This is a genomic window from Pseudomonas sp. GM49 (assembly GCF_000282355.1).
Lineage (GTDB): Bacteria > Pseudomonadota > Gammaproteobacteria > Pseudomonadales > Pseudomonadaceae > Aquipseudomonas.
Window position 1 is genome coordinate 1 of sequence record NZ_AKJL01000136.1, and the last position, 25,879, is coordinate 25,879.

General features: G+C 59.8%; 22 protein-coding genes and 5 tRNA genes. 17 read left to right on the plus strand and 10 right to left on the minus strand.

The features are described 5' to 3' along the window. Positions 1 to 23: 23 nt before the first annotated feature. On the minus strand, positions 24 to 350 hold the full coding sequence (locus tag PMI29_RS32175) for a hypothetical protein (RefSeq protein ID WP_007997514.1): 327 nt from the start codon (positions 348 to 350) through the stop codon (positions 24 to 26). A 338-nt stretch (positions 351 to 688) separates the two neighbouring features. Between PMI29_RS32175 and PMI29_RS16330 the strand changes: the two genes are divergently transcribed. Further along, on the plus strand, positions 689 to 1,519 hold the full coding sequence (locus tag PMI29_RS16330) for an arylamine N-acetyltransferase family protein (protein ID WP_007997516.1): 831 nt from the start codon (positions 689 to 691) through the stop codon (positions 1,517 to 1,519). A gap of 55 nt (positions 1,520 to 1,574) precedes the next feature. On the opposite strand, the gene PMI29_RS16325 is transcribed toward PMI29_RS16330, so the two are convergent. Together PMI29_RS16325 and PMI29_RS16320 are read right to left on the minus strand one after the other, a co-directional pair. Continuing rightward, the gene (locus PMI29_RS16325; protein ID WP_007997518.1) at positions 1,575 to 1,880 is read right to left on the minus strand and encodes a BrnA antitoxin family protein; all 306 of its coding nucleotides are present in this window, start codon (positions 1,878 to 1,880) and stop codon (positions 1,575 to 1,577) included. 3 nt (positions 1,881 to 1,883) lie between these two features. Further along, positions 1,884 to 2,165: a BrnT family toxin gene (locus tag PMI29_RS16320; protein WP_007997519.1), complete on the minus strand. Its 282-nt coding sequence runs from the start codon at positions 2,163 to 2,165 to the stop codon at positions 1,884 to 1,886. A 252-nt stretch (positions 2,166 to 2,417) separates the two neighbouring features. On the opposite strand from PMI29_RS16320, the gene PMI29_RS16315 reads away from it, so the two are divergent. Next, positions 2,418 to 3,935 carry a nucleobase:cation symporter-2 family protein gene (locus PMI29_RS16315; protein ID WP_007997521.1) on the plus strand — a complete coding sequence of 506 codons (1,518 nt, stop codon included), beginning with the start codon at positions 2,418 to 2,420 and terminating at the stop codon, positions 3,933 to 3,935. A gap of 148 nt (positions 3,936 to 4,083) precedes the next feature. On the opposite strand, the gene PMI29_RS16310 is transcribed toward PMI29_RS16315, so the two are convergent. The 3 genes from PMI29_RS16310 to PMI29_RS16300 form a co-directional block, all read right to left on the minus strand. Beyond that, positions 4,084 to 4,159: transfer RNA gene (locus PMI29_RS16310), tRNA-Asn, on the minus strand. 68 nt (positions 4,160 to 4,227) lie between these two features. After that, a complete protein-coding gene (locus PMI29_RS16305) occupies positions 4,228 to 4,431 on the minus strand; it encodes a hypothetical protein (RefSeq protein ID WP_033052337.1) in 204 nt (67 codons plus the stop codon). A gap of 236 nt (positions 4,432 to 4,667) precedes the next feature. Further along, a complete protein-coding gene (locus tag PMI29_RS16300; RefSeq protein WP_007997526.1) occupies positions 4,668 to 5,864 on the minus strand; it encodes an amino acid aminotransferase in 1,197 nt (398 codons plus the stop codon). Between the two features lie 335 nt (positions 5,865 to 6,199). On the opposite strand from PMI29_RS16300, the gene uvrB reads away from it, so the two are divergent. Beyond that, a complete protein-coding gene (uvrB, locus tag PMI29_RS16295) occupies positions 6,200 to 8,215 on the plus strand; it encodes an excinuclease ABC subunit UvrB (RefSeq protein WP_007986932.1) in 2,016 nt (671 codons plus the stop codon). Between the two features lie 135 nt (positions 8,216 to 8,350). Here uvrB and PMI29_RS16290 read toward each other — a convergent pair whose 3' ends face one another. Next, positions 8,351 to 9,841 carry an MDR family MFS transporter gene (locus PMI29_RS16290; protein ID WP_177323275.1) on the minus strand — a complete coding sequence of 497 codons (1,491 nt, stop codon included), beginning with the start codon at positions 9,839 to 9,841 and terminating at the stop codon, positions 8,351 to 8,353. A gap of 49 nt (positions 9,842 to 9,890) precedes the next feature. Then, on the minus strand, positions 9,891 to 10,979 hold the full coding sequence (locus tag PMI29_RS16285; protein WP_007997530.1) for an HlyD family secretion protein: 1,089 nt from the start codon (positions 10,977 to 10,979) through the stop codon (positions 9,891 to 9,893). 242 nt (positions 10,980 to 11,221) lie between these two features. Between PMI29_RS16285 and gltX the strand changes: the two genes are divergently transcribed. From gltX to PMI29_RS16235, 10 genes are all read left to right on the plus strand, one after another. Beyond that, positions 11,222 to 12,703, plus strand: coding sequence for a glutamate--tRNA ligase (gene gltX / locus PMI29_RS16280; protein WP_007997532.1), 1,482 nt, complete (start codon positions 11,222 to 11,224; stop codon positions 12,701 to 12,703). 276 nt (positions 12,704 to 12,979) lie between these two features. Further along, positions 12,980 to 13,055, plus strand: a tRNA-Ala gene (locus PMI29_RS16275). 79 nt (positions 13,056 to 13,134) lie between these two features. Then, positions 13,135 to 13,210 (plus strand) — tRNA-Glu (locus PMI29_RS16270). Between the two features lie 53 nt (positions 13,211 to 13,263). Further along, a tRNA-Ala gene (locus tag PMI29_RS16265) sits at positions 13,264 to 13,339 on the plus strand. Positions 13,340 to 13,419: 80 nt separating this feature from the next. Then, positions 13,420 to 13,495, plus strand: a tRNA-Glu gene (locus PMI29_RS16260). Positions 13,496 to 13,680: 185 nt separating this feature from the next. Beyond that, complete coding sequence (locus PMI29_RS16255; protein ID WP_007997534.1) at positions 13,681 to 14,220, plus strand: TetR/AcrR family transcriptional regulator; 540 nt, start codon at positions 13,681 to 13,683, stop codon at positions 14,218 to 14,220. A 29-nt stretch (positions 14,221 to 14,249) separates the two neighbouring features. Continuing rightward, positions 14,250 to 15,083: an alpha/beta fold hydrolase gene (locus tag PMI29_RS16250; protein WP_007997536.1), complete on the plus strand. Its 834-nt coding sequence runs from the start codon at positions 14,250 to 14,252 to the stop codon at positions 15,081 to 15,083. Between the two features lie 48 nt (positions 15,084 to 15,131). Beyond that, complete coding sequence (locus tag PMI29_RS16245) at positions 15,132 to 15,581, plus strand: acyl-CoA thioesterase (protein ID WP_007997539.1); 450 nt, start codon at positions 15,132 to 15,134, stop codon at positions 15,579 to 15,581. Positions 15,582 to 15,685: 104 nt separating this feature from the next. Continuing rightward, the gene (locus PMI29_RS16240; protein WP_007997541.1) at positions 15,686 to 16,645 is read left to right on the plus strand and encodes a tRNA dihydrouridine synthase; all 960 of its coding nucleotides are present in this window, start codon (positions 15,686 to 15,688) and stop codon (positions 16,643 to 16,645) included. 132 nt (positions 16,646 to 16,777) lie between these two features. Continuing rightward, entirely contained in the window at positions 16,778 to 17,224 is a 447-nt protein-coding gene (locus PMI29_RS16235; RefSeq protein WP_007986945.1) for an Hsp20 family protein, read from the plus strand. 93 nt (positions 17,225 to 17,317) lie between these two features. Here PMI29_RS16235 and PMI29_RS16230 read toward each other — a convergent pair whose 3' ends face one another. Both PMI29_RS16230 and PMI29_RS16225 read right to left on the minus strand, forming a co-directional pair. Further along, positions 17,318 to 20,596 carry a sensor domain-containing protein gene (locus tag PMI29_RS16230; protein WP_007997543.1) on the minus strand — a complete coding sequence of 1,093 codons (3,279 nt, stop codon included), beginning with the start codon at positions 20,594 to 20,596 and terminating at the stop codon, positions 17,318 to 17,320. Between the two features lie 67 nt (positions 20,597 to 20,663). Next, positions 20,664 to 21,554: a LysR family transcriptional regulator gene (locus PMI29_RS16225; protein WP_007997545.1), complete on the minus strand. Its 891-nt coding sequence runs from the start codon at positions 21,552 to 21,554 to the stop codon at positions 20,664 to 20,666. 148 nt (positions 21,555 to 21,702) lie between these two features. Between PMI29_RS16225 and leuC the strand changes: the two genes are divergently transcribed. From leuC to leuB, 4 genes are all read left to right on the plus strand, one after another. After that, a complete protein-coding gene (gene leuC / locus PMI29_RS16220; protein ID WP_007997547.1) occupies positions 21,703 to 23,133 on the plus strand; it encodes a 3-isopropylmalate dehydratase large subunit in 1,431 nt (476 codons plus the stop codon). Positions 23,134 to 23,135: 2 nt separating this feature from the next. Continuing rightward, on the plus strand, positions 23,136 to 23,780 hold the full coding sequence (leuD, locus tag PMI29_RS16215) for a 3-isopropylmalate dehydratase small subunit (protein ID WP_007997549.1): 645 nt from the start codon (positions 23,136 to 23,138) through the stop codon (positions 23,778 to 23,780). Between the two features lie 145 nt (positions 23,781 to 23,925). After that, a complete protein-coding gene (locus tag PMI29_RS16210; RefSeq protein WP_007997551.1) occupies positions 23,926 to 24,693 on the plus strand; it encodes a class I SAM-dependent methyltransferase in 768 nt (255 codons plus the stop codon). 51 nt (positions 24,694 to 24,744) lie between these two features. Next, on the plus strand, positions 24,745 to 25,827 hold the full coding sequence (leuB, locus tag PMI29_RS16205) for a 3-isopropylmalate dehydrogenase (protein WP_007997553.1): 1,083 nt from the start codon (positions 24,745 to 24,747) through the stop codon (positions 25,825 to 25,827). Positions 25,828 to 25,879 lie beyond the last annotated feature (52 nt).

A 25,879-nucleotide genomic window follows, 5' to 3' on the forward strand; every position in this document is an offset into this window, starting at 1 on the left:
AAAAACCAGCCAATGACTGCGCGTCATCGGCTGCTTTTGCCTGTCCAGCTACCCGTCCCGCCGCCAGCGCCACCGGTTCCACCTCCGGGAGCGCCGGTGCCACCGCCCGCGCCACTGCCCGGACCATTGACGCCGGTGCTGCCGCTTGACGAGCTGGGGCCACGACCGCTGGCGTTGTCGCCCGAGGGTACGCTGGGTCTGTTGTTGTCTGGCAGCATGGTCGAGTTGCGGGTTGCGCCCGATGTCGTACCGGTTGCGTTAAAGCCATCGCCGGACGCCGCAAACGTGGCCAGGGGCATCGCCGACAACCATCCAGCCAGGAGCAGCGAAGTCATTCTGATGTTCATCATGGTCGTCTCCAGGGATGAGTCGTCACCTGATGTTGGTGTGAAGGGTCGCGCGGTGGGGGCCGGACGGTTGAAAAGTGGCACGGATTTGACCGTGACCGGCACTGGGCCGCAGAGGACCACCGATCCATGTTCAAACGAGAACCCTGTGGGAGCAACTGTCTTCACCGTGCCACTCGTCACCGCCACTCGGTGCCATCGCGCGATATGGCATTCAGCCTGATCGGTAGGACCCGCACTGGGCGATTGGCGAAATCAATTGTCGGCCGTACCGGTTCATCCCTTATACATAACGCCCATCGGCGGAGTGATCCGCAGCGAACGTGCAAAAGGATTGAACGATGAGCGAGCCACGCCTGACCGATCGTGCTTTGTATCTGCGACGCCTGGGTTTCGATGCACCTCCGGCACCGACCCTGGAAACCTTGCGCCAACTGCAATTGCGCCATACCGGCGTTTTCCCGTTTGAAAACCTCACCACGTTATCCGGCGAGCCGGTGCTGATCGACTTGCCGTCCATCGAGCAGAAGGTCTTGCACGATGGTCGTGGCGGTTACTGCTACGAACTCAACAACCTGTTTCTGGCCTTGCTTCAAGCGTTGGGTTTCGACGCCCGTGCCATCAGCGGTCGGGTGGTGATGGGCCAGCCGGAGGGCGCCTGGACTGCCCGGACCCATCGCCTGAGCCTGGTCATCATCGATGACGTGCGCTATATCACCGACGTCGGCTTCGGCGGCATGGTACCGACCGCGCCCCTGTTGCTCGACTCCCGCGCCGAACAACTCACCCCTCACGAGTCGTATCGCATCGACCTGCACGTCGACGGTTTTACCCTGCGCGCCAACGTTGCCGGTGAATGGCGAGCGATGTACATCTTCGACCTGCAGCGACAGGAAGATATCGACTTTGCTGTGGGCAACTGGTACGTCTCGACCCACCCCGAGTCGACTTTCGTCAAGCAGTTGATGGTGGCGCGCACCGGGGAGGGGTGGCGGCGTACGCTCAACAATGGCAGCTTCGCGATTCACCGGGTTGGCCATGATAGCGAGCGGCGGCAGGTAACGGATGTGCAGGAATTGATTGGCCTGCTGGACAGCGAGTTCGGCATTCGCGTACCGGAACAGGCGCAATTGGCGCGGACTCTGGAACGATTGATCGCAGCGCCGCAATAGCTGGCTGAACGTGGGCAACACAAAGGGCTGATCTGATTGATCGGCCCTTTGTGTTTCAGGGCCGAACACCCGGCTCCATCACCCGTTGAATTTCGCGCAGGGCCTCCGCGAGTTTCTGCTCCAGGCCCTTGAGTTCGGCAGGGGTGAGGGTTTGTTTCAATTGTGCGCTCTTGCCTTCGTTGAGCAGGGCCCGGCGCAACGTATTGTTGATCGCCGTCTGGTAGCCGTACCCCTCGTGTTCTGCCAGTGCCCGGGCGGCTTCGATGACAGCGTCATCAAGCATGATGGTAATGCGGGTCTTGCCTTTGGCGGGCACTACGGCCCCGCGCCTGGCGTTACTGAAATCGTATTCGTCTTTCATCAGTCATGCCTCCAGATACTGACGGCGCTCGCTTTTGGTGGCGATGCGCGCGGAAATGATTCGAACGAAATTCGGATCGCGGTGGGTGTACGCGACGACCAGTAATCGGCCTTTGGCATCCAGCCCCAGGGTGATCCAGCGTTGTTCCTCATGGTGGTTGTCCTCGATGGTCAGCGCTCGTTCGTCATGGAATACCGGTTCTGCCTCCGCGAGGCTGATGCCTTGGTGCTTGAGTTTGTTGGCTGCGTTCTTTGCCTTGTGATACTGAATTTCGAATGACTTCATTATGCATACTTGATATGTATGTGGAAGCGGCAGGCCTTACCGATGGTCGCCAGGAATTCAAAAGACTAGTCAGCACCCGGGGGTGGACAGGGAGGGAAGTATTTCAAGGTTTTTTGGCGGGGCCATGGGGGTGGCAGGCGGAAATGGACAGGTATCCATTTTGTGACTGGTAAGTTGTATACAACTCTATAGACATTTGTCACGACTATTGAATACAGTGTGCGAATAACAAAAACCAGGGAACCCCCTACCATGAAAACGCCCCATGTTTCACACCAACGGCCCGAGGACGAAAACCTAGGGATCGGCGCGAATATGGCTTATGGCCTGCAACATGTTCTGACCATGTATGGCGGTATCGTCGCGGTACCATTGATCATCGGCCAGGCGGCCGGGCTCTCGCCGGCGGACATCGGTTTGTTGATTGCTGCTTCATTGTTTGCGGGGGGGCTGGCAACGCTGCTGCAAACCCTGGGTTTACCGTTTTTTGGTTGTCAATTGCCGCTGGTACAGGGCGTGTCCTTCTCCGGCGTCGCGACCATGGTGGCGATTGTCAGCAGTGGCGGGGAGGGCGGGTTTCAGTCGGTGTTGGGGGCGGTGATAGCGGCGTCTCTGATCGGGTTGCTGATCACCCCGGTGTTCTCGCGTATCACCAGGTTCTTTCCGCCGCTGGTGACCGGCATCGTGATTACCACCATCGGCCTGACGCTGATGCCGGTAGCCGCGCGCTGGGCCATGGGCGGTAACAGTCATGCGCCGGACTTCGGCAGCATGGCGAACATCGGTCTGGCGGCGGTGACGCTGGTGCTGGTGCTGCTGCTGAGCAAAATCGGCAGTGCGACCATCTCCCGCCTGTCGATTTTGCTGGCCATGGTGATCGGCACGATCATCGCGGTGTTCCTCGGCATGGCGGATTTCTCATCCGTCACCCAGGGCCCGATGTTCGGCTTCCCGACACCGTTCCACTTTGGCATGCCGACTTTCCACTTCGCTGCGATCCTGTCGATGTGCATCGTGGTGATGGTGACGCTGGTGGAAACCTCGGCCGACATTCTGGCTGTTGGTGAGATCATCGGCACCAAAGTTGACTCCAAGCGCCTGGGCAACGGTCTGCGTGCCGACATGCTGTCGAGCATGTTCGCGCCGATCTTCGGTTCCTTTACCCAAAGCGCCTTTGCCCAGAACGTTGGGCTGGTGGCGGTTACGGGTATCAAGAGCCGCTACGTGGTAGCCACTGGCGGTCTGTTCCTGGTGATCCTTGGCCTGTTGCCATTCATGGGGCGGGTCATCGCCGCCGTACCGACCTCAGTACTGGGTGGCGCCGGCATCGTGCTGTTCGGTACTGTCGCGGCCAGCGGTATTCGTACCTTGTCCAAGGTCGATTACCGCAACAACGTCAATCTGATCATTGTCGCCACCTCGATTGGCTTCGGCATGATCCCGATCGCGGCGCCGAACTTCTACGATCACTTCCCGAGCTGGTTCGCGACCATTTTCCATTCGGGCATCAGTTCCTCGGCGATCATGGCCATCGTGCTGAACCTGACCTTCAACCATCTCACCGCCGGTAACTCCGATCAGCAATCGGTGTTTGCGGCCGGTACCGAACGGGTGCTGCGTTATCAGGATCTGGCGGCGTTGCGAGAGGGGGACTATTTCAGCGACGGTAAGCTGCATGACTGCGACGGCAAAGAGATTCCGGTGCTGGAATCGGAACACGGCGTGGCAGAGCCACGGTCGTTGCACTCGAAAAGCAGTGAACATGTCTGACGTTCACGGCGACTGAAAAGGGCCGATCTGTTGAATAGACAGATCGGCTTTTTTCTTTTCAGGGGACGGCTTTTCAAGAGATGGCTTTTCATCGGCCACAAAAAAGCCCCTGATCTTTCGATTCAGGGGCTTTTCGATGTTGCTTGTCTGGCTCCACGACCTGGACTCGAACCAGGGACCCAGTGATTAACAGTCACTTGCTCTACCAACTGAGCTATCGCGGAATGGCGCGTATCTTACTGATTAAAAAGGGGAAGTCAAGCATTGAAGCACAACTTTCAACGGAGGCGGTTCAGCCACCGAACGTCAGGGTGCCCATCAACAGCTTGGCGTACAACGCGGTGGCGGCCAGTTGCACCAGCCACAGGGCCAGCCCGCCGAGGAATACCCCGGCTGCCACTTGCATCACCAGGCTGCTGCCGCGCTTGCCCGAAGTGCGGGGCGGTGGGTAGTAGTCCAGTTCGTCGCGGTCGGCACGCAAGTCATCGTCTTTCATATCTGCTCTCATGGAAACTCCAGCGTGTACGCATAACCTGTGGGAGCGGGCTTGCTCGCGAAAGCGGTGGATCAGTTTATACAAGTACTGAATGTGCCGCCGTCTTCGCGAGCAAGCCCGCTCCCACATTTGTATTTGTGTGCAGTTTAGAGGGCTTGGTCAGCCCATCGGGAAATATCTGAGACAAATAAAAACGGGAAGCCCGAAGGCTTCCCGTTTTTCATTTCAAGGTGTTATCAGATGACTTGGACAATCGCGTCCGTCACAACCTTGATGTTGCTCTGGTTCAGCGCAGCCACGCAGATGCGGCCGGTGTCCAGGGCGTAGATGCCGAACTCGTTGCGCAGACGGTGAACTTGCTCAACCGTCAGGCCGGAGTACGAGAACATGCCGCACTGACGACCGACGAAGCTGAAATCGCGCTGCGGCGCTTTTTGTGCCAGCAGGTCGACCATCTGGGTCCGCATGCCACGAATGCGCAGGCGCATTTCGGCCAGTTCGGCTTCCCACTGGGCGCGCAGTTCCGGGCTGTTCAGCACCGCAGCGACAACGCTGGCACCGTGGGTCGGCGGGTTGGAGTAGTTGGTGCGGATCACGCGTTTGACTTGCGACAGCACGCGCGCGCTTTCTTCTTTCGATTCGCTGACGATCGACAGGGCACCCACACGCTCGCCGTACAGCGAGAACGACTTGGAGAACGAGCTGGAAGCGAAGAAAGTCAGGCCCGACTCGGCGAACAGGCGCACGGCAGCGGCGTCTTCATCGATGCCATCGCCGAAACCTTGATACGCCATGTCGAGGAATGGCACGTGGTTCTTCGCTTTCACTACTTCAAGAACGTTTTTCCAGTCCGCCGGGCTCAGGTCCACGCCAGTCGGGTTGTGGCAGCAGGCGTGCAGCACAATGATCGAACCGTTCGGCAGCGCGTTCAGGTCTTCCAGCATGCCGGTACGATTCACGTCGTGGGTCGCGGCGTCGTAGTAACGGTAGTTCTGCACCGGGAAACCGGCGGTTTCGAACAGGGCGCGGTGGTTTTCCCAGCTCGGGTCGCTGATTGCCACGACGGCGTTCGGCAGCAGTTGCTTGAGGAAGTCGGCACCGATTTTCAGTGCGCCAGTACCGCCAACAGCCTGTGTGGTGATTACACGGCCGGCAGCGATCAGCGGCGAATCATTGCCGAACAGCAATTTCTGCACAGCCTGGTCGTAGGCGGCGATACCGTCGATTGGCAGGTAGCCACGGGAAACGTGTTGAGCGGCGCGAATGGTTTCGGCTTCGACAACGGCGCGCAGGAGTGGAATTCGCCCCTCCTCGTTGCAGTAAACACCGACCCCCAGGTTGACTTTGTTGGTCCGGGTATCGGCGTTGAATGCTTCGTTGAGGCCCAGGATTGGATCGCGTGGTGCCATTTCGACAGCGGAGAACAGGCTCATTATTGCGGCGGCTCTGAATGGAGAGTGGAGGGACGTGTCGCGCTCCAGCCGAATGCACTAGAGCGGTGCACAAACGGGGAGCTAGTATAGAGGCCATCGGCGATTGCTGGCGACAGGCGAATCAGCATTTCGGGTAAGTTTTTCCGATTATTTATCGACCGTTAGTCGAATGGCGTCGGCAAAGGTTTTGCGTGATGTAGGACGTTTGCCTTGAAAGCGCTGGCAATCGGCTCCACATTGAGCACAATCCAGTTTTTTCTTCGGGCGACATCGGTCGTTTGCGGTCTTTCTCGTTCGTGCCGGTTTTACCGGCAAGAGTGATCCAGAGGTATTTCATGTCTGAATTCCAGCTAGTCACCCGATTCGAGCCCGCCGGCGATCAGCCGGAAGCCATCCGCCTGATGGTCGAGGGTATCGAGGCCGGGCTGGCGCACCAGACGCTGCTTGGTGTGACCGGTTCGGGCAAGACGTTCAGTATCGCCAACGTGATCGCCCAGGTGCAGCGCCCGACGCTGGTGCTGGCACCGAACAAGACCCTGGCGGCGCAGTTGTACGGCGAGTTCAAGGCGTTCTTCCCGAACAACGCGGTGGAATATTTCGTTTCCTACTACGACTACTACCAGCCTGAAGCCTACGTACCGTCCTCGGACACCTTCATCGAGAAAGACGCCTCGATCAACGATCACATCGAACAGATGCGTTTGTCCGCGACCAAGGCATTGCTCGAGCGCAAGGACGCGATCATCGTCACCACGGTGTCGTGCATCTACGGTCTGGGCAGCCCGGAAACCTATTTGAAGATGGTGTTGCACGTGGATCGCGGCGACCGGCTCGATCAGCGTGAGTTGCTGCGCCGCCTGGCCGACCTGCAATACACCCGCAACGACATGGATTTTGCCCGTGCGACCTTCCGCGTGCGTGGTGATGTGATCGATATCCACCCGGCGGAATCCGATTTTGAAGCGATCCGTATCGAGCTTTTCGATGATGAGGTGGAAAGCCTGTCGGCGTTCGATCCGCTGACCGGCGAAGTCATTCGCAAGCTGCCGCGCTTCACCTTCTACCCGAAGAGCCACTACGTGACGCCACGGGAAACCCTGATGGGCGCGGTCGAAGGCATCAAGGTCGAGTTGCAGGAGCGCCTGGAATACCTGCGTTCCAACAACAAACTGGTGGAAGCCCAGCGCCTGGAGCAGCGCACCCGTTTCGACCTGGAGATGATCCTCGAACTGGGTTACTGCAACGGCATCGAAAACTACTCGCGCTATCTGTCCGGTCGCGAAGCCGGCGCGCCGCCGCCGACGCTTTATGACTATCTGCCGCCGGATGCCTTGTTGGTGATCGACGAATCCCACGTCAGCGTTCCGCAGGTGGGCGCCATGTACAAGGGCGACCGCTCGCGCAAGGAAACCCTGGTCGAATACGGTTTCCGTCTGCCCTCGGCCCTGGACAATCGGCCGATGCGTTTCGATGAATGGGAAAGCATCAGTCCGCAGACGATTTTTGTCTCGGCGACGCCGGGCAACTATGAAGCCGAGCACGCCGGGCGCGTCATTGACATGGTGGTGCGCCCGACCGGGCTGGTGGACCCGCAAATCGAGATCCGCCCGGCACTGACCCAGGTCGACGACTTGCTGTCGGAAATCACCAAGCGTGTCGCTCTGGAAGAGCGAGTGCTGGTCACGACGCTGACCAAGCGCATGGCCGAAGACTTGACCGACTATCTGGCGGATCACGGTGTGCGAGTGCGTTATCTGCACTCGGACATCGACACCGTGGAGCGGGTCGAAATCATCCGCGACCTGCGTCTCGGCACCTTCGATGTGTTGGTGGGGATCAACCTGTTGCGTGAAGGTCTGGACATGCCGGAAGTTTCGCTGGTAGCGATCCTCGATGCCGACAAGGAAGGCTTCCTGCGTTCCGAGCGTTCGCTGATTCAGACCATCGGCCGCGCGGCACGTAACCTCAATGGCCGGGCGATTCTGTACGCCGACCGGATCACAGGCTCCATGGAGCGCGCGATCGGCGAAACCGAGCGTCGTCGTGACAAGCAAATCGCGTTCAACCTGGCCAATGGCATCACGCCCAAAGGCGTGTTCAAGGACGTTGCCGACATCATGGAAGGTGCCACGGTGCCCGGTTCGCGCAGCAAGAAACGCAAAGGCATGGCCAAGGCGGCCGAAGAGAACGCCAGATACGAAGCCGAATTGCGCTCGCCGGGTGAGATCGCCAAGCGTATCAAGGCCCTGGAAGAGAAGATGTATGCGTTGGCGCGTGATCTGGAATTTGAAGCAGCGGCGCAGATGCGCGATGAGATTGGCAAGTTGCGCGAGCGGTTGATCACTGTTTGAGATTTGCAGTGCCTGTCAGGCCGCCATCGCGAGCAAGCTCGCTCCCACAGTTGATCGGGTTGGCCCAGCGAACGCGGTCCAATGTGGGAGCGAGCTTGCTCGCGATGAGGTCGGTCAGGGCACTGCAAGTATCAATTAGTGTGCTTCCCCAGCCTTCAACCCCGCCGGCAACTTCCTGGTCAGCAACACCGCCAGCATGCTGATCCCCAACGCAATCCCGACAAAATGAAATGCATCGTTGTAGGCCATGATCGATGCCTGTTGGTGGGCGATCTCGCTGAGTTTGCCCAGTGCTGCCGTTTCATTGCCCAACCGGTCGGTCAGCGAGGCAATGCGCTCGGCCACCTGCGGATTGCTCGGCACGATGGCTTCGCGCAAGTAATCAAAGTAAACCTTGGTCCGCGCATCCAGCAGCGTGGCGAGCAGGGCGATGCCGATGGCGCCGCCGAGGTTGCGCAGGATGTTGAACAGGCTCGAGGCCGATCCCGCATCCTGGGGCAGGATGTAGGCGGTGGCGATCAACGAGATGGTTACCATGATCAGCGGCTGCCCGAGGGCGCGGATGATCTGGATCTGATTGAACTGCGGCCCGGCAAAGTCCGGGTTCAGCACGCCCGAAGAGAAACTCGCCAACCCGAACAACCCGAAACCCAGCGTACACAGCCATTTCGGCGAGATGAACTTCATCAGCTTGGGCACCAGCGGGATCAGAAACAGCTGCGGCACCCCCATCCACATGATCACTTCGCCAATCTGCAGGGCGTTGTAGCTCTGGATCTGCGCCAGGTACAGCGGCAGCAGGTAGATCGAGCCATACAGCCCGACCCCCATCCCGACACTGGAAATACTGGATAAGCCGAAGTTGCGGTTGCCGAGGATGCCGAGATTGATCAACGGATTGGGTTTGGAAAACTGCACGATGACAAAGGTGATCAGGCTGACCAGCGCGATACTGCCCAGAGTCACGATCAGGCTGGATTCCAGCCAGTCCTTGCGATGGCCTTCCTCCAGGAACACCTGCAAACAACCAAGCCCGACACCGAGGGTGAGAATGCCGGCGTAGTCGGTGCTTTTCAGCAACTCCCAGTGCGCTTCTTTTTTCTCCAGACCGTACATCAGGCCGGCGATCATGATCAGGCCGGGCGGGATGTTGATGTAGAAAATGTATTCCCAGCCCCAGTTCTCCGTCAGCCAGCCGCCGAGGGTCGGGCCGATGGAGGGTGCGAAGGTGGCGGTCATGGCGAACATGGCCATGCCTTTGGCGCGGTGGTGTTCCGGGAGCTTGATCAGGGTCAGGGTGAACGCCAGCGGAATCAGCGCGCCGCCGGTAAAACCCTGCAGGGCGCGGAACACGATCATGCTTTCCAGGCTCCAGGCCATGGAACAGAGCAGGGACGCGGCCAGGAAACCGAGGGACACCCACACTGCCAGACGCCGGGCCGACAGCAACTGCACGAGCCAGGCGGTGAGCGGGATCATGATGATTTCTGCCACCAGGTACGAGGTGGAGATCCACGAACCTTCTTCCAGGGTCGCCGACAGCGCGCCCTGGATGTCCTTGAGCGAGGAGTTGGTGATCTGGATGTCCAGCACCGCCATGAACGCGCCGAGCATCACGCTCATCACCGCGATCCAGTCGCGCCGGGTCGGTTCGCCGACCGGGCGGATCAGTTGATCACTGGTCATCGCCAGGGGTGTCTTTGTGGCTCACTTTGGGGGTGACATCTTCAGGGGTGTCCTTGATGTTCACCTTGGCGGTGACCGACATGCCCGGACGAATCTTGCCGCGCAACGGGTTGTCCGCGGCGAAGGTCAGTTTTACCGGAATCCGTTGTACGACTTTGGTGAAGTTGCCCGTGGCATTGTCCGGCGGCAACAGGCTGAACTGCGCCCCCGAAGCGGCGAACAGGCTGTCGACCCGGGCTTTGATCGGGGTGTCGCTGTAGGCGTCGAAGGTCAGTTCGGCTTCCTGGCCGGGCTGCATGTGGCCAATCTGGGTTTCCTTGAAATTGGCCTGAATCCAGATGTCTTCGTCCGGCACGATCGACAACAGGTAAGCGCCGGCCTGCACGTATTGGCCTTCGCGGGCTGCGCGCTGGCCGATCAGGCCGCTGATGGGCGCGTGGATTTCGCTGCGGGTCAGGTTCAATTCGGCCTGGGCGAGGTCGGTTTTTGCGTTGGCGATCTGCGCGTCGAGGCGTTTGATCTCGGCGCTCAGTGCGTTGACCTGCTGGCGCTGACTTTGCGCGTCGGCCTGGGCCTTGGCCACTTGCGAGCGGGCAATGTGATTGTCGGCGGACAGGGTGGTTACCCGTTCTTCCGACACGTAACCGGGTTTGCGCAAGGTCTCGGCGCGGGTCAGGTCGATCTGCGAGCGCCCCAGACTGGCCTGGCTGGACGCGACTTGCGCTTCACTGGCGGCAATCAGGCTGGCCTGCTGGGTCAGTTTGCTCTGGGCTTGCAGACGCTCGGCCTGGCGGGTGGCCAGGGCGGCATTGGCGCGGTCGACAGCGAGGCGGAAGTCGTCGACTTCGAGTTTGATCAGCAACTGGCCTTTCTCGACATGCTGGTTGTCCTGCACCAGTACCTGATCGATGCGCGCCCCCAACTGGCTCGACACACGGGTGATCTCGCCCTGGACATAAGCGTTGTCGGTGCTTTCATAAAAGCGCCCCTTGAAGATCCAATGGGCAAACAGGCCCCCGGCAATCAACAGGACAACCAGCAGGAACGTGAAGAGGCGACGCTTGAGTTGGGCAGGCATGAGGCAAACTGTAGTCGAGAAATTGTAAGGGAAGTTATCAGCAGGCAAATCTGGCATACAGCCGATAAACGGTAAATGCCATCGGCCGAGATTCGGCCATTCACCGCGCCATACGGGCGTTACAGACGCAACCTTGGCTTAAATGCCCTGTTCACTGGAGCGTGGCCTGTGTCGCCTGTTACCATTCGGCTCTTGTTTGAAGTTCGCTTTGAACTTCGCTTTTTATCTTTTCGAGACATGCCATGACCACCGTCCGCACTCGCATCGCGCCATCGCCTACCGGGGATCCCCACGTAGGTACCGCCTACATCGCCTTGTTCAACTACTGCTTTGCCAAGCAGCACGGCGGTGAGTTCATCCTGCGGATCGAAGACACCGACCAGCTGCGTTCGACCCGCGAGTCCGAACAGCAGATTTTCGACGCCTTGCGCTGGCTGGGGATCGACTGGAGCGAAGGCCCGGACGTCGGCGGCCCGCACGGTCCATACCGTCAAAGCGAGCGTGGCGATATCTACCAGAAGTATTGCCAGCAGCTTGTGGAGCTCGGTCACGCCTTCCCGTGCTTCTGCACCGCCGAAGAGCTGGACCAGATGCGCGCCGAGCAGATGGCTCGCGGCGAAACCCCGCGTTACGACGGCCGCGCGCTGCTGCTGTCCAAGGAAGAAGTTGCCCGCCGCCTGGCGGCCGGCGAGCCGCACGTTATCCGCATGAAAGTACCGAGCGAAGGCGTCTGCGTGGTGCCGGACATGCTGCGTGGCGACGTTGAAATCCCGTGGGACCGCATGGACATGCAAGTCCTGATGAAGACCGACGGCCTGCCGACGTACTTCCTGGCCAACGTGGTCGACGATCACCTGATGGGCATCACCCACGTATTGCGCGGCGAAGAATGGCTGCCATCGGCACCGAAGCTGATCCTGCTGTACGAGTACTTCGGCTGGGAGCAACCGGAACTGTGCTACATGCCGCTGCTGCGTAACCCGGACAAGAGCAAGCTGTCCAAGCGCAAGAACCCGACGTCGGTGACGTTCTACGAGCGCATGGGCTTCATGCCTGAAGCAATGCTCAACTACCTGGGGCGCATGGGCTGGTCGATGCCGGACGAGCGCGAGAAGTTCTCGTTGCAGGAGATGGTCGACAACTTCGACCTGAAGCGCGTCTCCCTCGGCGGGCCGATCTTCGACATCGAGAAGCTGTCGTGGCTCAACGGCCAATGGCTGCGTGACCTGCCGGTGGAAGAGTTCGCTGCGCGCGTGCAGAAGTGGGCGTTCAATTCCGAATACATGATGAAGATCGCTCCGCACGTGCAGGGCCGGGTCGAAACCTTCAGCCAGGTTGCACCGCTGGCCGGGTTCTTCTTTGCCGGTGGCGTCAACCCGGATGCCAAGTTGTTCGAATCCAAGAAGCTCTCGGGCGATCAGGTTCGTCAACTGATGCAGTTGATCCTGTGGAAGCTCGAAAGCCTGCGTCAGTGGGAGAAGGACAGCATCACCGCGACCATCCAGGCGGTGGTCGAATCCCTTGAGCTGAAGCTGCGTGATGCGATGCCGCTGATGTTCGCCGCGATCACTGGGCAGGCCAGCTCGGTGTCGGTGCTTGATGCGATGGAAATTCTCGGGCCGGACCTGACCCGTTTCCGTCTGCGCCAGGCCATCGACCTGTTGGGCGGTGTGTCGAAGAAAGAAAACAAAGAGTGGGAAAAGCTGTTGGGCGCTATCGCCTGATTCCCACCGTTACCCAGTAGCAGCTGCCGCAGGCTGCGTTGGGCTGCGAAGCGGCCCCGATGGCCTTGACGCAATCTGTCTGAAAGGACGGAGTGTCCGAATCACGGGCGCTGCGGCAGCTGCTACAGGGGCGGATATGCCCCGGATTTACGGGGGGAGGGCGGTAAGTGATTGTTATGTCGGCAAAAAATTTTAAATTTTTTGAAAAATAAGTTTGACAGGCTTTCGATACACCCTTAAGATTCGCCCCGTCCTCAGCGATGACATCAACGATGAGGGGCTATAGCTCAGCTGGGAGAGCGCTTGCATGGCATGCAAGAGGTCGACGGTTCGATCCCGTCTAGCTCCACCAATTTACACTTCAAGGTCTGGCCACACCGGCCTTGAAGCGATCAACACTCAGCGTTGATCTGTTGTATAGAAGGGTTTGCGTCCCCTTCGTCTAGTGGCCTAGGACACCGCCCTTTCACGGCGGTAACAGGGGTTCGAGTCCCCTAGGGGACGCCAGTTTTACAGAAGCGATGTTGCAAGATGTCGCTCCGCCGCGAGGCGAAAAATCCGGGGCTATAGCTCAGCTGGGAGAGCGCCTGCATGGCATGCAGGAGGTCAGCGGTTCGATCCCGCTTAGCTCCACCAATTTTACAGTTCAAGGTCTGGCCACACCGGCCTTGAAACGATCAGCTCTCAGCACTGATCAGTTGTATAGAAGGGTTTGTGTCCCCTTCGTCTAGTGGCCTAGGACACCGCCCTTTCACGGCGGTAACAGGGGTTCGAGTCCCCTAGGGGACGCCACGATTACCCGCTCTGCGGGATTTTATAAGGGTCATTCAATTATTGAATGGCCCTTTTGTTTGTCTGGCGTTTGGCCAAATTCCTCCATTTCCAAAAAAACTGTTCTTCAGACCAGCGGTCACACTCATGACTTGCTAAAATTTATTATGAGAATAATATTTCAATCGTAATATTCGGAGACAACGATGAACGATAAAAAAGCTCAAACCCGCGAACGCATCCTCAAGGCTGCCAGCGCAGCGCTGATTCAGCGCGGCCCGGCCGAACCCAGTGTGGGCGAAGTGATGGGCGCGGCGGGCCTGACGGTCGGCGGCTTCTACGCACACTTCGAAAGCAAGGACGCGATGATGCTCGAGGCGTTCAAGCAATTGCTCGGTCACCGCCGCGACCTGATTGCCGACATGGACGCGGAGTTGACCGGCGAAGAGCGTCGCGCTCTGGTGGCAGCGTTTTATCTGTCGCGCAAGCACCGTGATTCCTCCGAATCAGCCTGTCCGATCCCGGCATCGGTCGGCGAACTGGGGCGGCTGCCGGAAGCGTTTCGTGTCGCTCTGAATGAGCATGTGGAATTGATGGTCGCGCAGTTGGCGGCCAGTCCTGAAGACACCGAAAAAGCCTTGGCCGATATGGCCTTGATGGTGGGTGGGCTGGCTCTGGCGCGGGCGCTGGGGCCGGGAGAGTTGTCCGATCGATTACTGCGCGCCGCCAAATCGGCAGTGCGTTGACCTGAAGGCTGCGGCCTGAGGAGAATGCGATGAGCGCGTTAAAGTGGGTTCGTGGCGTTAATGGCACCTTGGGCTGGTTTGCCCCGAAACTGGTCGCTAGCAAAATGCGACTGGCCTTCATGACACCGCGGGATCTGCCACCCCGTGACTGGGAGCTGCCGCTGTTGGCGAGATCCGAGCGTATTACCTTGCGGTTTGGCCTTTCGGCCCTGCGCTGGGGGCAAGGCCCGGCTGTGATGATGATGCACGGCTGGGAAGGGCGCCCAACGCAGTTTGCCAGCCTGATCACGGCGTTGGTCGATGCCGGTTACTCGGTCGTGGCCCTGGATGGTCCGGCCCACGGTCGCTCACCGGGCAGTGAAGCGAATGTGGTGCTGTTCGCTCGCGCCATGCTTGAAGCGGCTTCCGAATTGCCACCCCTGCAAGCGGTTATCGGCCACTCCATGGGCGGCGCCAGTGCCATGCTCGCGGTCCAGTTGGGCTTGCGCACCGAAACTCTGGTCACCATTGCCGCACCGGCGCGGATTCTCGGCGTGTTGCGTGGTTTCGCCCGTTATGTCGGGCTGCCACCGAAGGCCCGCTCGGCGTTCATTCGCCAGGTCGAGCAAGACGTCGGCATGCGAGCCGCGACGCTGGATGTTGCGCACTATCAACTCGACATTCCCGGCCTGATTGTCCACGCTGAAGACGACAACCTTGTCTCTGTGAAGGAATCCCAGCTGATCCACGAAGCCTGGTTCGACAGTCGTTTGCTGCGCCTGCAGGAGGGTGGGCATCAGCGGGTGCTGGCTGACCCTCGGGTGATTGATGGTGTGTTATCACTGCTGGCCGGTCGCCGACTGCAATCGCGCCAATCGGCTTGAGCATCCGTTACACTGCCCCGGTCGAATCTATATGACCGGGAGTGGGGCATGGGCTGGGATCGGGAAACGCCATTTATCATTGATCTACAAGTGGACGCCGAGGACATCGACGGGTTGGGGCACGCGAACAATGCGGTCTACGTGACCTGGCTCGAACGCTGTGCCTGGCGCCACTCCCAGCGTCTTGGCCTGGATCTGGTCGAATACCGGAGGCTGGACCGGGCGATGGCGGTGGTGCGCCACGAGATCGATTACCTGGCGGCAGCCTATGAGGGCGATGAGCTGCAATTGGCGACCTGGATCGTCGATTGGGACCAGCGTCTGAAAATGACCCGGCACTTCCAGTTGAAGCGCCCCAGCGATAATTCGACGTTGCTGCGGGCGCAGACCACTTTCGTCTGCATCGAACTGTCCACGGGCAAGCCCAAGCGCATGCCGGCCGAGTTCATCGAGGGCTATGGCCCGGCGATCCAGGTGCAGGAGTTGGTGCAACCCTGATCTCATGTGGGAGCAAGCCCGCTCCCACAATGGATCTGCGATGTTCTGCAGAGTCCTGCTGAAACCAGTAAACTGCCGCACGTTTTTCCTCGAGTGTGTTTTTCATGCAAATTGCTTTGGCGCCCATGGAGGGGTTGGTCGACGACATCCTGCGCGATGTGCTGACCCGCGTGGGTGGTATTGACTGGTGTGTAACCGAGTTCATTCGGGTCAACGACCAGTTGCTGACACCTGCCTATTTCCACAAGTTCGGCCCGGAGTTGCTCAACGGTGCCCGGACGGCCTCCGGTGTGCCGCTGCGTGTGCAATTGCTCGGTTCCGATCCGGTGTGCCTGGCAGAAAATGCCGCACTGGCCTGCGAGCTGGGTTCCGAAGTGATCGACCTGAATTTCGGCTGTCCGGCCAAGACCGTCAACAAATCCCGTGGTGGCGCGGTACTGCTCAAGGAACCCGAGCTGCTCAACCAGATCGTCGAGCACGTCCGTCGTGCCGTCCCTGCACACATTCCGGTCACCGCCAAGATGCGCCTGGGCTTCGACAGCCCGGACGGTTCGCTGGTGTGTGCCACGGCCCTGGCCGAAGGCGGTGCCGAGCACATCGTGGTGCATGCGCGGACCAAGGTCGACGGCTACAAGCCGCCGGCGCACTGGGAGTGGATCCCGCGCGTACAGGACGTGGTCAAGGTGCCGGTGTTCGCCAATGGTGATATCTGGAGCGTCGAGGACTGGCGTCGTTGCCGCGAGATCAGTGGTGTGGAAGACATCATGCTCGGTCGCGGCCTGGTTTCGCGTCCGGATCTGGCCCGGCAGATCGCCGCTGCCCGGGCCGGTGAAGAGGTCGTGGAGATGACCTGGAACGAACTGCTGCCGCTGATCCAGGACTTCTGGTTGCAAGCCAAGGCGCAGATGACACCCCGCCAATCGCCGGGTCGCCTGAAACAATGGCTGGCGATGCTGACCCGCAATTATCCCGAGGCGGTGGAGCTGTTTACCGTGCTGCGCCGTGAGACCGAGCTGGATAACGTCTCGCGTTTACTGGGGCTGCCGGTGGCAGAAGCGGCCTGAAACTCTTTTTTTAAAAAGCAGAAAATAATCTCTTGAAATGCAATCAGCGGTCCCTATCTAAGGATTACGCGATGCCGAATTCGGGTCGCGGAGACAAAAAACCTTGCTGATTGTTTTCAGGAGATTTGAATCATGGCTACTACATTTTCCCTGGCCCCACTGTTCCGTTCCTCGGTAGGTTTCGACCGTTTCAACGATCTGTTCGAGACCGCCCTGCGCAACGAGCCAGGCAGCAGCTATCCACCCTATAACGTGGAAAAACACGGCGACGACCAGTACCGTATTGTCATCGCAGCGGCTGGTTTCCAGGAAGAAGACCTGGAGCTCGAAGTCGAGAAAGGTGTGCTGACCATCAGTGGCGGTAAACGCGACGCGAACGAAGACGTCACTTATCTGTATCAGGGCATTGCGCAACGTGCCTTCAAACTGTCCTTCCGTCTGGCGGACCACATCGAAATCAAGGCTGCCGGCCTGAGCAACGGTCTGTTGAGTATCGACCTGCTGCGGGTGATTCCGGAAGAGGCGAAAGCCAAGCGCATCCCGATCAACGGGACGCAGAAACCGGCTCTGCAACACTAAGCCAGAGCAACAAAAAGGGCGCCCTTGCAGCGCCCTTTTTTATTTTACGCATGCCCTGTAGCAGCTGGCTTCGCCAGCTGCTACAGGGGTGGGTTATTTCAGGAGTTTTTGAAACTCTTCCACCGGCAACGGCTGACTGTGCAAATACCCTTGGTAGAAGTGACACTCCAACCCCTGCAAGAACTCCAGTTGCTCCGCTGTTTCCACCCCTTCGGCAATCACCTTCAAGTCCAGGCTGTGGGCCATGGCGACGATGGCGCGGATGATCTCGGCGTCGTTGGGGTCGCTGGTGGCGTCGCGGATGAACGACTTGTCGATTTTCAGGGTATCGACCGGCAAGCGCTTGAGGTAGGTCAGCGAGGAATAGCCGGTGCCGAAGTCGTCCATGGCGAAGCTCACTCCGAGTTTTTTCAGGCGGCGCATTTTGCTGATAGTGTCTTCCAGGTTCTGGATGACGATGCCTTCGGTGATTTCCAGCTTCAACAGTGAGCAGGGCAGGCCATAGCTGGACAGGCTGTTTTCGACGCGTTCGACGAAGTCATTCTGACGGAACTGGCGCGGGCTGATGTTCACGCACAAGCTGAATTTGTACGGATTCACCAGGCCGTCGTCGATCAACTGTTTGAATGCCTGGCAGGCTTCGTCGAGGATCCAGTTGCCGACCTCCAGAATCAGTCCGCTGTCTTCCAGCACCTTGATGAACTCGGTGGGTGACTGCGCGCCGAGCTGCGGATGATTCCAGCGCACCAGGGCCTCGGCGCCGACGATGCGGTCGCCCCGGGCATCGACCTGGGGTTGGTAATGCACGTGAAATTCACCCCGGGAAAGCGCCAGACGCAAGTCGGTTTCCATGCGCAGGCGTTCGCTCGCAGCCTTCTGCATGGTGTTGTGGTACATCTGCGCGGTATTGCGGCCCGAGTCCTTGGCGCGATAGAGCGCGATGTCGGCGCGCTTGAGCAGGTCGGTCGGGGTCGAACCGTGATCGGGGATCAGCGCAATGCCGATGCTTGGCGTCACTTGCAGGCGCTGGCCGTCGAGGAACATCGGTTCGGACAGCAGCTCGCGGATGGTGTCGGCCAGTTCGCGAACCTGATCGCTGACCTCGCTGCGCGAGCCTTCGAGACCGCTGAGCAGCACCACGAATTCGTCACCGCCCAGGCGCGCAACGGTGTCCTCCATGCGCACGCTGGCCTCCAGGCGCGCGGTGATGATTTTCAGCACGGTATCGCCCACCGGGTGCCCGAGGGAGTCGTTGATGTGCTTGAAGTGGTCGAGGTCGAGGAACATCAGCGCGCCACGCAGGTTATGCCGTTTGAGCAGGGCGATCTGCTGGCTGAGCCGATCCATCAGTAGCGCCCGGTTGGGCAGGTTGGTCAGTGGATCGTGGTAGGCCAGGTGGCGGATCTGCGCTTCGGCGTTTTTCAGCAGGCTGACGTCTCGCGCAGTCAGCAGCAGGCAGGCGGTTTCGTTGAGGGTGATCGGCTCCACCGAGACTTCGACGGTGAGCAGTTCGCCGTTCTTGTTGCGCCCGAGCATTTCCTGGTGATGAACCCGACCCTTGATCTGCAATTCGGCCAGTAGCGCCGAGCGTTGTTTTTCTTCCGCCCAAATCCCCACCTGATACACCGTGCGGCCCACCACTTCCTCGGCGCGATAACCGGTCAGGCGGCAGAAACCGTCGTTGACCTCCAGATAGCGTCCGGTGTCGCGCTCGGTGATGGTGATGGCGTCGGGGCTGGAGTGGAAGGCCTTGGCGAATTTCTCTTCACTGGCCTTGAGCGCCGCTTCCGAGCGCTGTTGCTGGGTGATGTCGCGCAGGGTGGTGACGATGCAGGGCTGGTCGCCGACGCTGATCTGGCGGCTGGAAATCACGCACGTCAGGACCTGTCCGTCCTTGTGCTGGACCAGAATGGCCACGTTGTTCAGGCCTTGCTCGCGGATCACTTGTTCGATCCGTCGCAGGCTTTTCGCCGAAGCGTCCCACAGGCCGATTTCGTCGGCGCTGCGGCCAATCACATCGGCAGTACTCCAGCCGAAGGTCTGGGTGAAGCTGGAGTTGATTTCAATGAACTGGCCGCTGTCCTGGTGGGTGACGCAGATCGGATCGGGGCTGACCTGGAACAGCGTGGCGAATTTTTCTTCGGAGGCCACCAGCCGTTGTTCGCGCTCTACCTGGTCTGTGATGTCGAGCAATGTGCCGGCCATGCGCACCGGCACGCCGTTTTCATCGCGGTAGAGGCGGGCGCGGCTTTCCAGGTAACGTGAGCTGCCATCGGGCAATTGCACGCGGTAGGTCAATTGATAGTTGCCGGCCGGACCTTCACGCAGGCTGCGGTAAGCGTCGCGCATGGTGTCACGTTCTTCGCCGGGCACGCCTTCGAAGAACTCGTCGAAGGATTCGTGAAAGGGTTTGGCGTCCAGGCCGTGCAATTGGGCGGCCCGTGCCGATCCGTAGAGCATGCCGCTGGGAATGTGCCAGTCCCAGGTACCGAGTTGTGCCGAGTCCAGGGCCAGGTCGAGGCGTTCCTGGCTGTCCTTGAGGGCATGTTCGGCGATTTTGCGTTCGGTGGTGTCAAGGAACGTGCTCAGTAGATAGGGCTGACCTTCGAGTTCGACTTTTTGCGCACTGAGGATGCCGTCGTGGATCTGGCCATTGCTGGCGCGAAACTGCACTTCCATGCTGACCAGGTCGCCTTTGGCTTTGGTGGCCTTGACCAGTTCGGCCCGTTGCTCGGGATGCACCCAAAGGCCCAGTTCAAGCGTGGTGCGGCCGATCGCGTTTTGCACCGGCCAACCGAACAGGCTTTCGAAATACTGGTTGGCTTCGGAAATCAGGCCGTCTTCCTGGCGGGTCAGCAGAACCATGTTCGGGCACAGGTGAAACAGGGTGGCAAAGCGTTTTTCCGAGCTGCTCAGCGCCTGTTCGCGCTGACGCTGGTGGGTAATCTCGCGGATTACACCGATCATCCGTGGCCTGCCGTGCTTGTCCGGCAACAGGCTGCCGTTGATTTCCAGCCAGTGCAGGCTGCCATCGGGCCAGCGGATGCGGTGATGCATCGCTTGCTCCAGTGGCGCGCCTGCGATGACCGCGTGAAACGCGCGAACGGCCTTGGCGCGATCTTCCGGGGGCAGCAGGTCGAGGTATTCCAGATCCTGTGGCAGCGGTTGCCGGGGATCGAAGCCGAACAGCGCCTGCGTGCCCCGGGACCAGCTGATCTGCCCGCGCTCGATGTCCCAATACCAGGCGCCCAGGCGCGCGCCGTTGAGTGCGGCCAGCAATTGCGGTGCACTTTCCCAGCTCTGCTCGGAGCTTTTTGGGTCAATCGCCTGAATACGTGGCATCGGCGGAATACGATCAACAGATTTCGGCATTGGCAAGCCTTAGGCTGAGTTTGGGCGTTTATTGCAGGAATTCGCGGCTTTACAGGAGTAGCACAAGTCAGCCTTGAGTCCCTGGCAGATCGAGTTGAGCGTCCAGTAAGGCCATGAAGGCCCGCGCAGCATTCGACAGCGTCCTTTCCGTGTGCAGGATATAGCCTAGCTGGCGAGTGAGCTGTATGCCCGGTAAAGGTATGCGTGCCACTTGGTCATCGAGCATGGTGCGCGGTAAAACACTCCAGGCCAGGCCGATAGAGACCATCATCTTGATGGTTTCCAGGTAGTTGGTGCTCATGGCAATGTTTGGCGTCAGGCCCTGGGCCTCGAACAGCCGCTGCACGATGTGGTGGGTAAAAGTGTTGCCGCCGGGGAATACCGCCGGGTGTCGGGCGATGTCCGACAGGCTGACTTTGCCGTTGTTGAGCAGTGAATGCTCTGGGGCGACCACGAAATCCAGCGGGTCGTCCCACACCGGGGTGGCCTTGACCAGCGCATGGGGTTCCGGTGCGAGGGTGATGACTGCCAGTTCGGCGCGGCCATGGAGAATTTCCTCGTAGGCCACTTCCGAATCGAGGAATTGGATATCCAGCGCCACTTGTGGGTAACGTCGGGTGAATTCCCTTAACAAGGGTGGCAAGCGGTGCAGGCCGATGTGGTGACTGGTCGCCAGGGTCAGACGGCCGGTCACTTCGCCTGTGAGGTTAGTCAAGGCGCGACGCGTATCATCCAGCACATTCAGAATCTGATAAGCCCGCGGCAGCAGGGCGCGTCCGGCCTCGGTCAGGCCGACTTCCCGACCCAGGCGATCAAACAGCCGCACCTTCAACTGCTGCTCCAGCCCGGCGATGCGTTTGCTGATGGCCGGTTGGGTCAGGTGCAGTCGTTCACCGGCACCAGAGAAACTTCCTGTCTCGGCAATGGCAATAAAAGCATTGAGGTTGGCGAGGTCCATGGCTGCATTCCAGTTGGTTATCCAAAGCATAAAAAATATGAATTTGAGTTATTTAATGTAACCCCATAGGATCAGCCTCACAAGCCAAGGGGTTATTGAGCCAATCAAGGCCCGGGGCATAGAAACAAGCTGATGAGGAAACCGTCTGATGGCCGGCAAAACGCTCTACGACAAGCTCTGGGATTCGCATTTGGTCAAGCAGCGCGACGATGGCTCCGCGCTGATCTACATCGATCGTCACATCATCCACGAAGTGACCTCGCCGCAAGCCTTCGAAGGCCTGCGTCTGGCCGGGCGCAAGCCATGGCGCATCGATGCCAACATCGCGACCCCGGACCACAACGTACCGACCACGCCGGAGCGTAAGGGCGGCATCGACGCTATCGTTGACCAGGTTTCGCGCCTGCAAGTCCAGACCCTCGATGACAACTGCGATGAATACGGCATCGTCGAGTTCAAGATGAACGACGTTCGCCAAGGCATCGTCCACGTCATCGGCCCGGAGCAGGGCGCCACCTTGCCGGGCATGACCGTGGTCTGCGGCGACTCCCATACCTCGACCCACGGCGCATTCGGCGCATTGGCGCACGGTATCGGCACTTCCGAGGTCGAGCATGTGCTCGCCACCCAGTGCCTGGTCGCCAAGAAAATGAAAAACATGCTGGTACGCGTCGAAGGCCAATTGCCGTTCGGCGTGACCGCCAAGGACATCGTCCTCGCTGTGATCGGCAAGATCGGCACCGCCGGCGGTAATGGCCACGCCATCGAATTCGCCGGTAGCGCGATTCGCGACCTGTCCGTCGAAGGCCGCATGACCATCTGCAACATGTCCATCGAGGCCGGTGCTCGCGTAGGTCTGGTGGCCGCGGACGAAAAAACCGTGGCTTACGTCAAGGGCCGTCCATTCGCTCCGAAAGGCGCGGAATGGGATCTGGCCGTCGAAGCCTGGAAAGACCTGGTGTCCGACGCCGATGCCGTGTTCGACACGGTTGTCGAGCTCGATGCGACCCAGATCAAGCCGCAAGTCAGCTGGGGCACCTCGCCGGAAATGGTGTTGGCGGTCGATCAGAACGTGCCGGATCCTGCGAAGGAAATGGACCTGGTCAAGCGCGACTCCATCGTCCGTGCCTTGAAATACATGGGTTTGACCGCCAACCAGGCGATTACCGACATTCAGCTCGACCGCGTGTTCATCGGTTCCTGCACCAACTCGCGGATCGAAGACCTGCGTGCCGCGGCCGTGATCGCCAAGGGCCGCAAAGTGGCCTCGACCATCAAGCAGGCCATCGTGGTGCCTGGCTCGGGTCTGGTGAAGGCGCAGGCCGAATCGGAAGGCCTGGACAAGATTTTCCTCGAAGCCGGTTTCGAATGGCGTGAGCCGGGTTGCTCGATGTGCCTGGCGATGAACCCGGACCGTTTGGAGTCCGGCGAGCATTGCGCATCGACCTCCAACCGCAACTTCGAAGGCCGTCAGGGCGCCGGTGGCCGTACCCACCTCGTCAGCCCGGCCATGGCCGCGGCCGCCGCTGTGAACGGTCGCTTCGTCGACGTCCGTGAAATGATCCAGGGAGAGCAGTAATCATGAGAGCATTTACCCGGCACACTGGACTTGTCGCGCCTTTGGATCGTGCCAACGTCGACACCGACCAGATCATCCCTAAGCAGTTCCTGAAGTCGATCAAGCGCACGGGTTTCGGCCCTAACCTGTTCGATGAATGGCGCTACCTGGATGTGGGCCAGCCCTATCAGGACAACTCCAGGCGCCCGCTGAACAAGGACTTCGTCCTCAACGCCGAACGTTACCAGGGCGCAAGCGTGTTGCTGGCCCGCGAGAACTTCGGTTGCGGCTCCAGCCGTGAACACGCGCCGTGGGCGCTGGAAGAATACGGTTTCCGCAGCATCATCGCGCCGAGCTACGCCGACATCTTCTTCAACAACAGCTTCAAGAATGGCTTGCTGCCGATCATCTTGAGCGATGCCGAAGTCGACGAACTGTTCCAGCAGGTCGAGGCCAATCCGGGCTACCAGTTGCAGGTCGATCTGCAAGCCCAGACCGTGACCCGTCCGGATGGCAAGGTGTTGAGCTTTGAAATTGATGCGTTTCGCAAACATTGCCTGTTGAACGGTCTGGACGATATCGGCCTGACGTTGCAGGACGGCGATGCGATTGCGGCGTTTGAGGCCAAACACCGTGCTAGCCAGCCTTGGTTGTTTCGCGACGCTTGATTTTGCGTAAGGCGTGATGACGCCATCGCGAGCAAGCTCGCTCCCACATTGGATTTGCGGCGTTCACAAAACCTGTGGGAGCGAGCTTGCTCGCGATGAGGCCAGAACAGACACCCCAAGACTCACCCCCAAAAAGGAAGTCCGCATGACCAGCACCGCCCAGCACACCCAGGTAGTCCAGAAGCAATTCGGCGAACAGGCCGCGGCCTACCTGAGCAGCACCGTTCACGCTCAAGGCACTGAATTCGCACTGCTACAGGCTGAACTGGCGGGGCAGGGCGATGCCCGGGTGCTGGACCTCGGTTGCGGCGCAGGCCACGTGAGCTTTCACGTAGCCTCATTGGTGAAAGAGGTGGTGGCTTACGACCTGTCGCAGCAGATGCTCGATGTGGTCGCCAGCGCTGCGGTTGATCGCGGCTTGAACAATGTGTCCACGGTCAACGGCGCCGCCGAGCGTCTGCCGTTCGCCGATGGCGAGTTTGATTTCGTCTTCAGCCGTTATTCGGCGCACCATTGGAGCGATCTGGGCGTGGCTCTGCGGGAAGTGCGTCGAGTGCTGAAGCCGGGCGGTGTGGCGGCATTCGTCGACGTGTTGTCACCGGGTAGCCCGCTGTTCGACACTTACCTGCAAAGCGTCGAAGTGCTGCGCGACACCAGCCATGTGCGCGATTATTCCGCCGGCGAGTGGTTACGCCAGGTCAGCGAGGCGGGTCTGCATACGCGCAGTACCACCCGTCAGCGCTTGCGCCTGGAGTACAACAGCTGGGTCGAGCGCATGCGCACACCGCAAGTGATGCGCGCGGCGATCCGCGAGTTGCAGCAGTCGATGGGCAATGAAGTACGCGAATATTTTGAGATTGAGGCCGATGGTTCGTTCAGCACCGATGTGCTGGTGCTGATCGCCGAGCGATAGAATTTTTCCGGGAGCGCCCTTGGGCGCACCGACTGATGACATGAGGAAAGCATGAGCAAGCAGATTCTGATTCTCCCAGGTGACGGTATTGGCCCGGAAATCATGGCCGAAGCGGTCAAGGTTCTGGAGTTGGCCAGCGACAAATTTGCTTTGGGCTTCGAACTGAGCCACGACGTGATCGGCGGCGCCGCCATCGACAAACACGGCGTGCCGCTGGCTGACGAGACTCTGGAACGTGCCCGCGCGGCCGACGCCGTGTTGCTGGGCGCTGTTGGCGGTCCGAAATGGGATGCCATCGAACGTGACATCCGCCCTGAGCGTGGCCTGCTGAAAATCCGTGCGCAACTGGGCCTGTTCGGCAACCTGCGTCCGGCGATCCTGTACCCGCAACTGGCCGAGGCTTCCAGCCTGAAGCCGGAAATCGTTGCCGGGCTGGACATCCTGATCGTTCGCGAACTGACCGGCGGCATCTACTTCGGCGCACCACGCGGTACCCGTACCCTGGAAAACGGCGAGCGTCAGTCCTACGACACCCTGCCGTACAGCGAAAGCGAAATCCGCCGCATCGCCCGTGTCGGCTTCGACATGGCCATGGTGCGCGGCAAGAAGCTGTGCTCGGTGGACAAGGCCAACGTACTGGCTTCCAGCCAGCTGTGGCGCGAAGTGGTCGAGCAGGTGGCCAAGGATTATCCTGAAGTCGAACTGAGCCATATGTACGTCGACAACGCCGCCATGCAACTGGTGCGCGCACCGAAGCAGTTCGACGTGATCGTCACCGACAACATGTTCGGCGACATCCTGTCCGACCAGGCGTCGATGCTCACCGGCTCCATTGGCATGCTGCCGTCGGCGTCCCTGGACACCAACAACAAGGGCATGTACGAGCCGTGCCACGGCTCGGCGCCGGACATCGCGGGCAAAGGCATTGCCAACCCGTTGGCGACCATTTTGTCGGTGTCGATGATGCTGCGTTACAGCTTCAACCAGCAGGCCGCGGCCGATGCCATCGAGAAAGCCGTCAGCCTGGTGCTGGATCAGGGCTTGCGTACCGGTGACATCTGGTCGGCCGGTTGCACTAAAGTCGGTACGCAGGAAATGGGTGACGCAGTAGTCGCCGCGCTGCGGAATCTGTAATCTCTCGGGCCCGCTGCCAAATTCAAGACAAGGCAGCGGCCCACATTTCAAG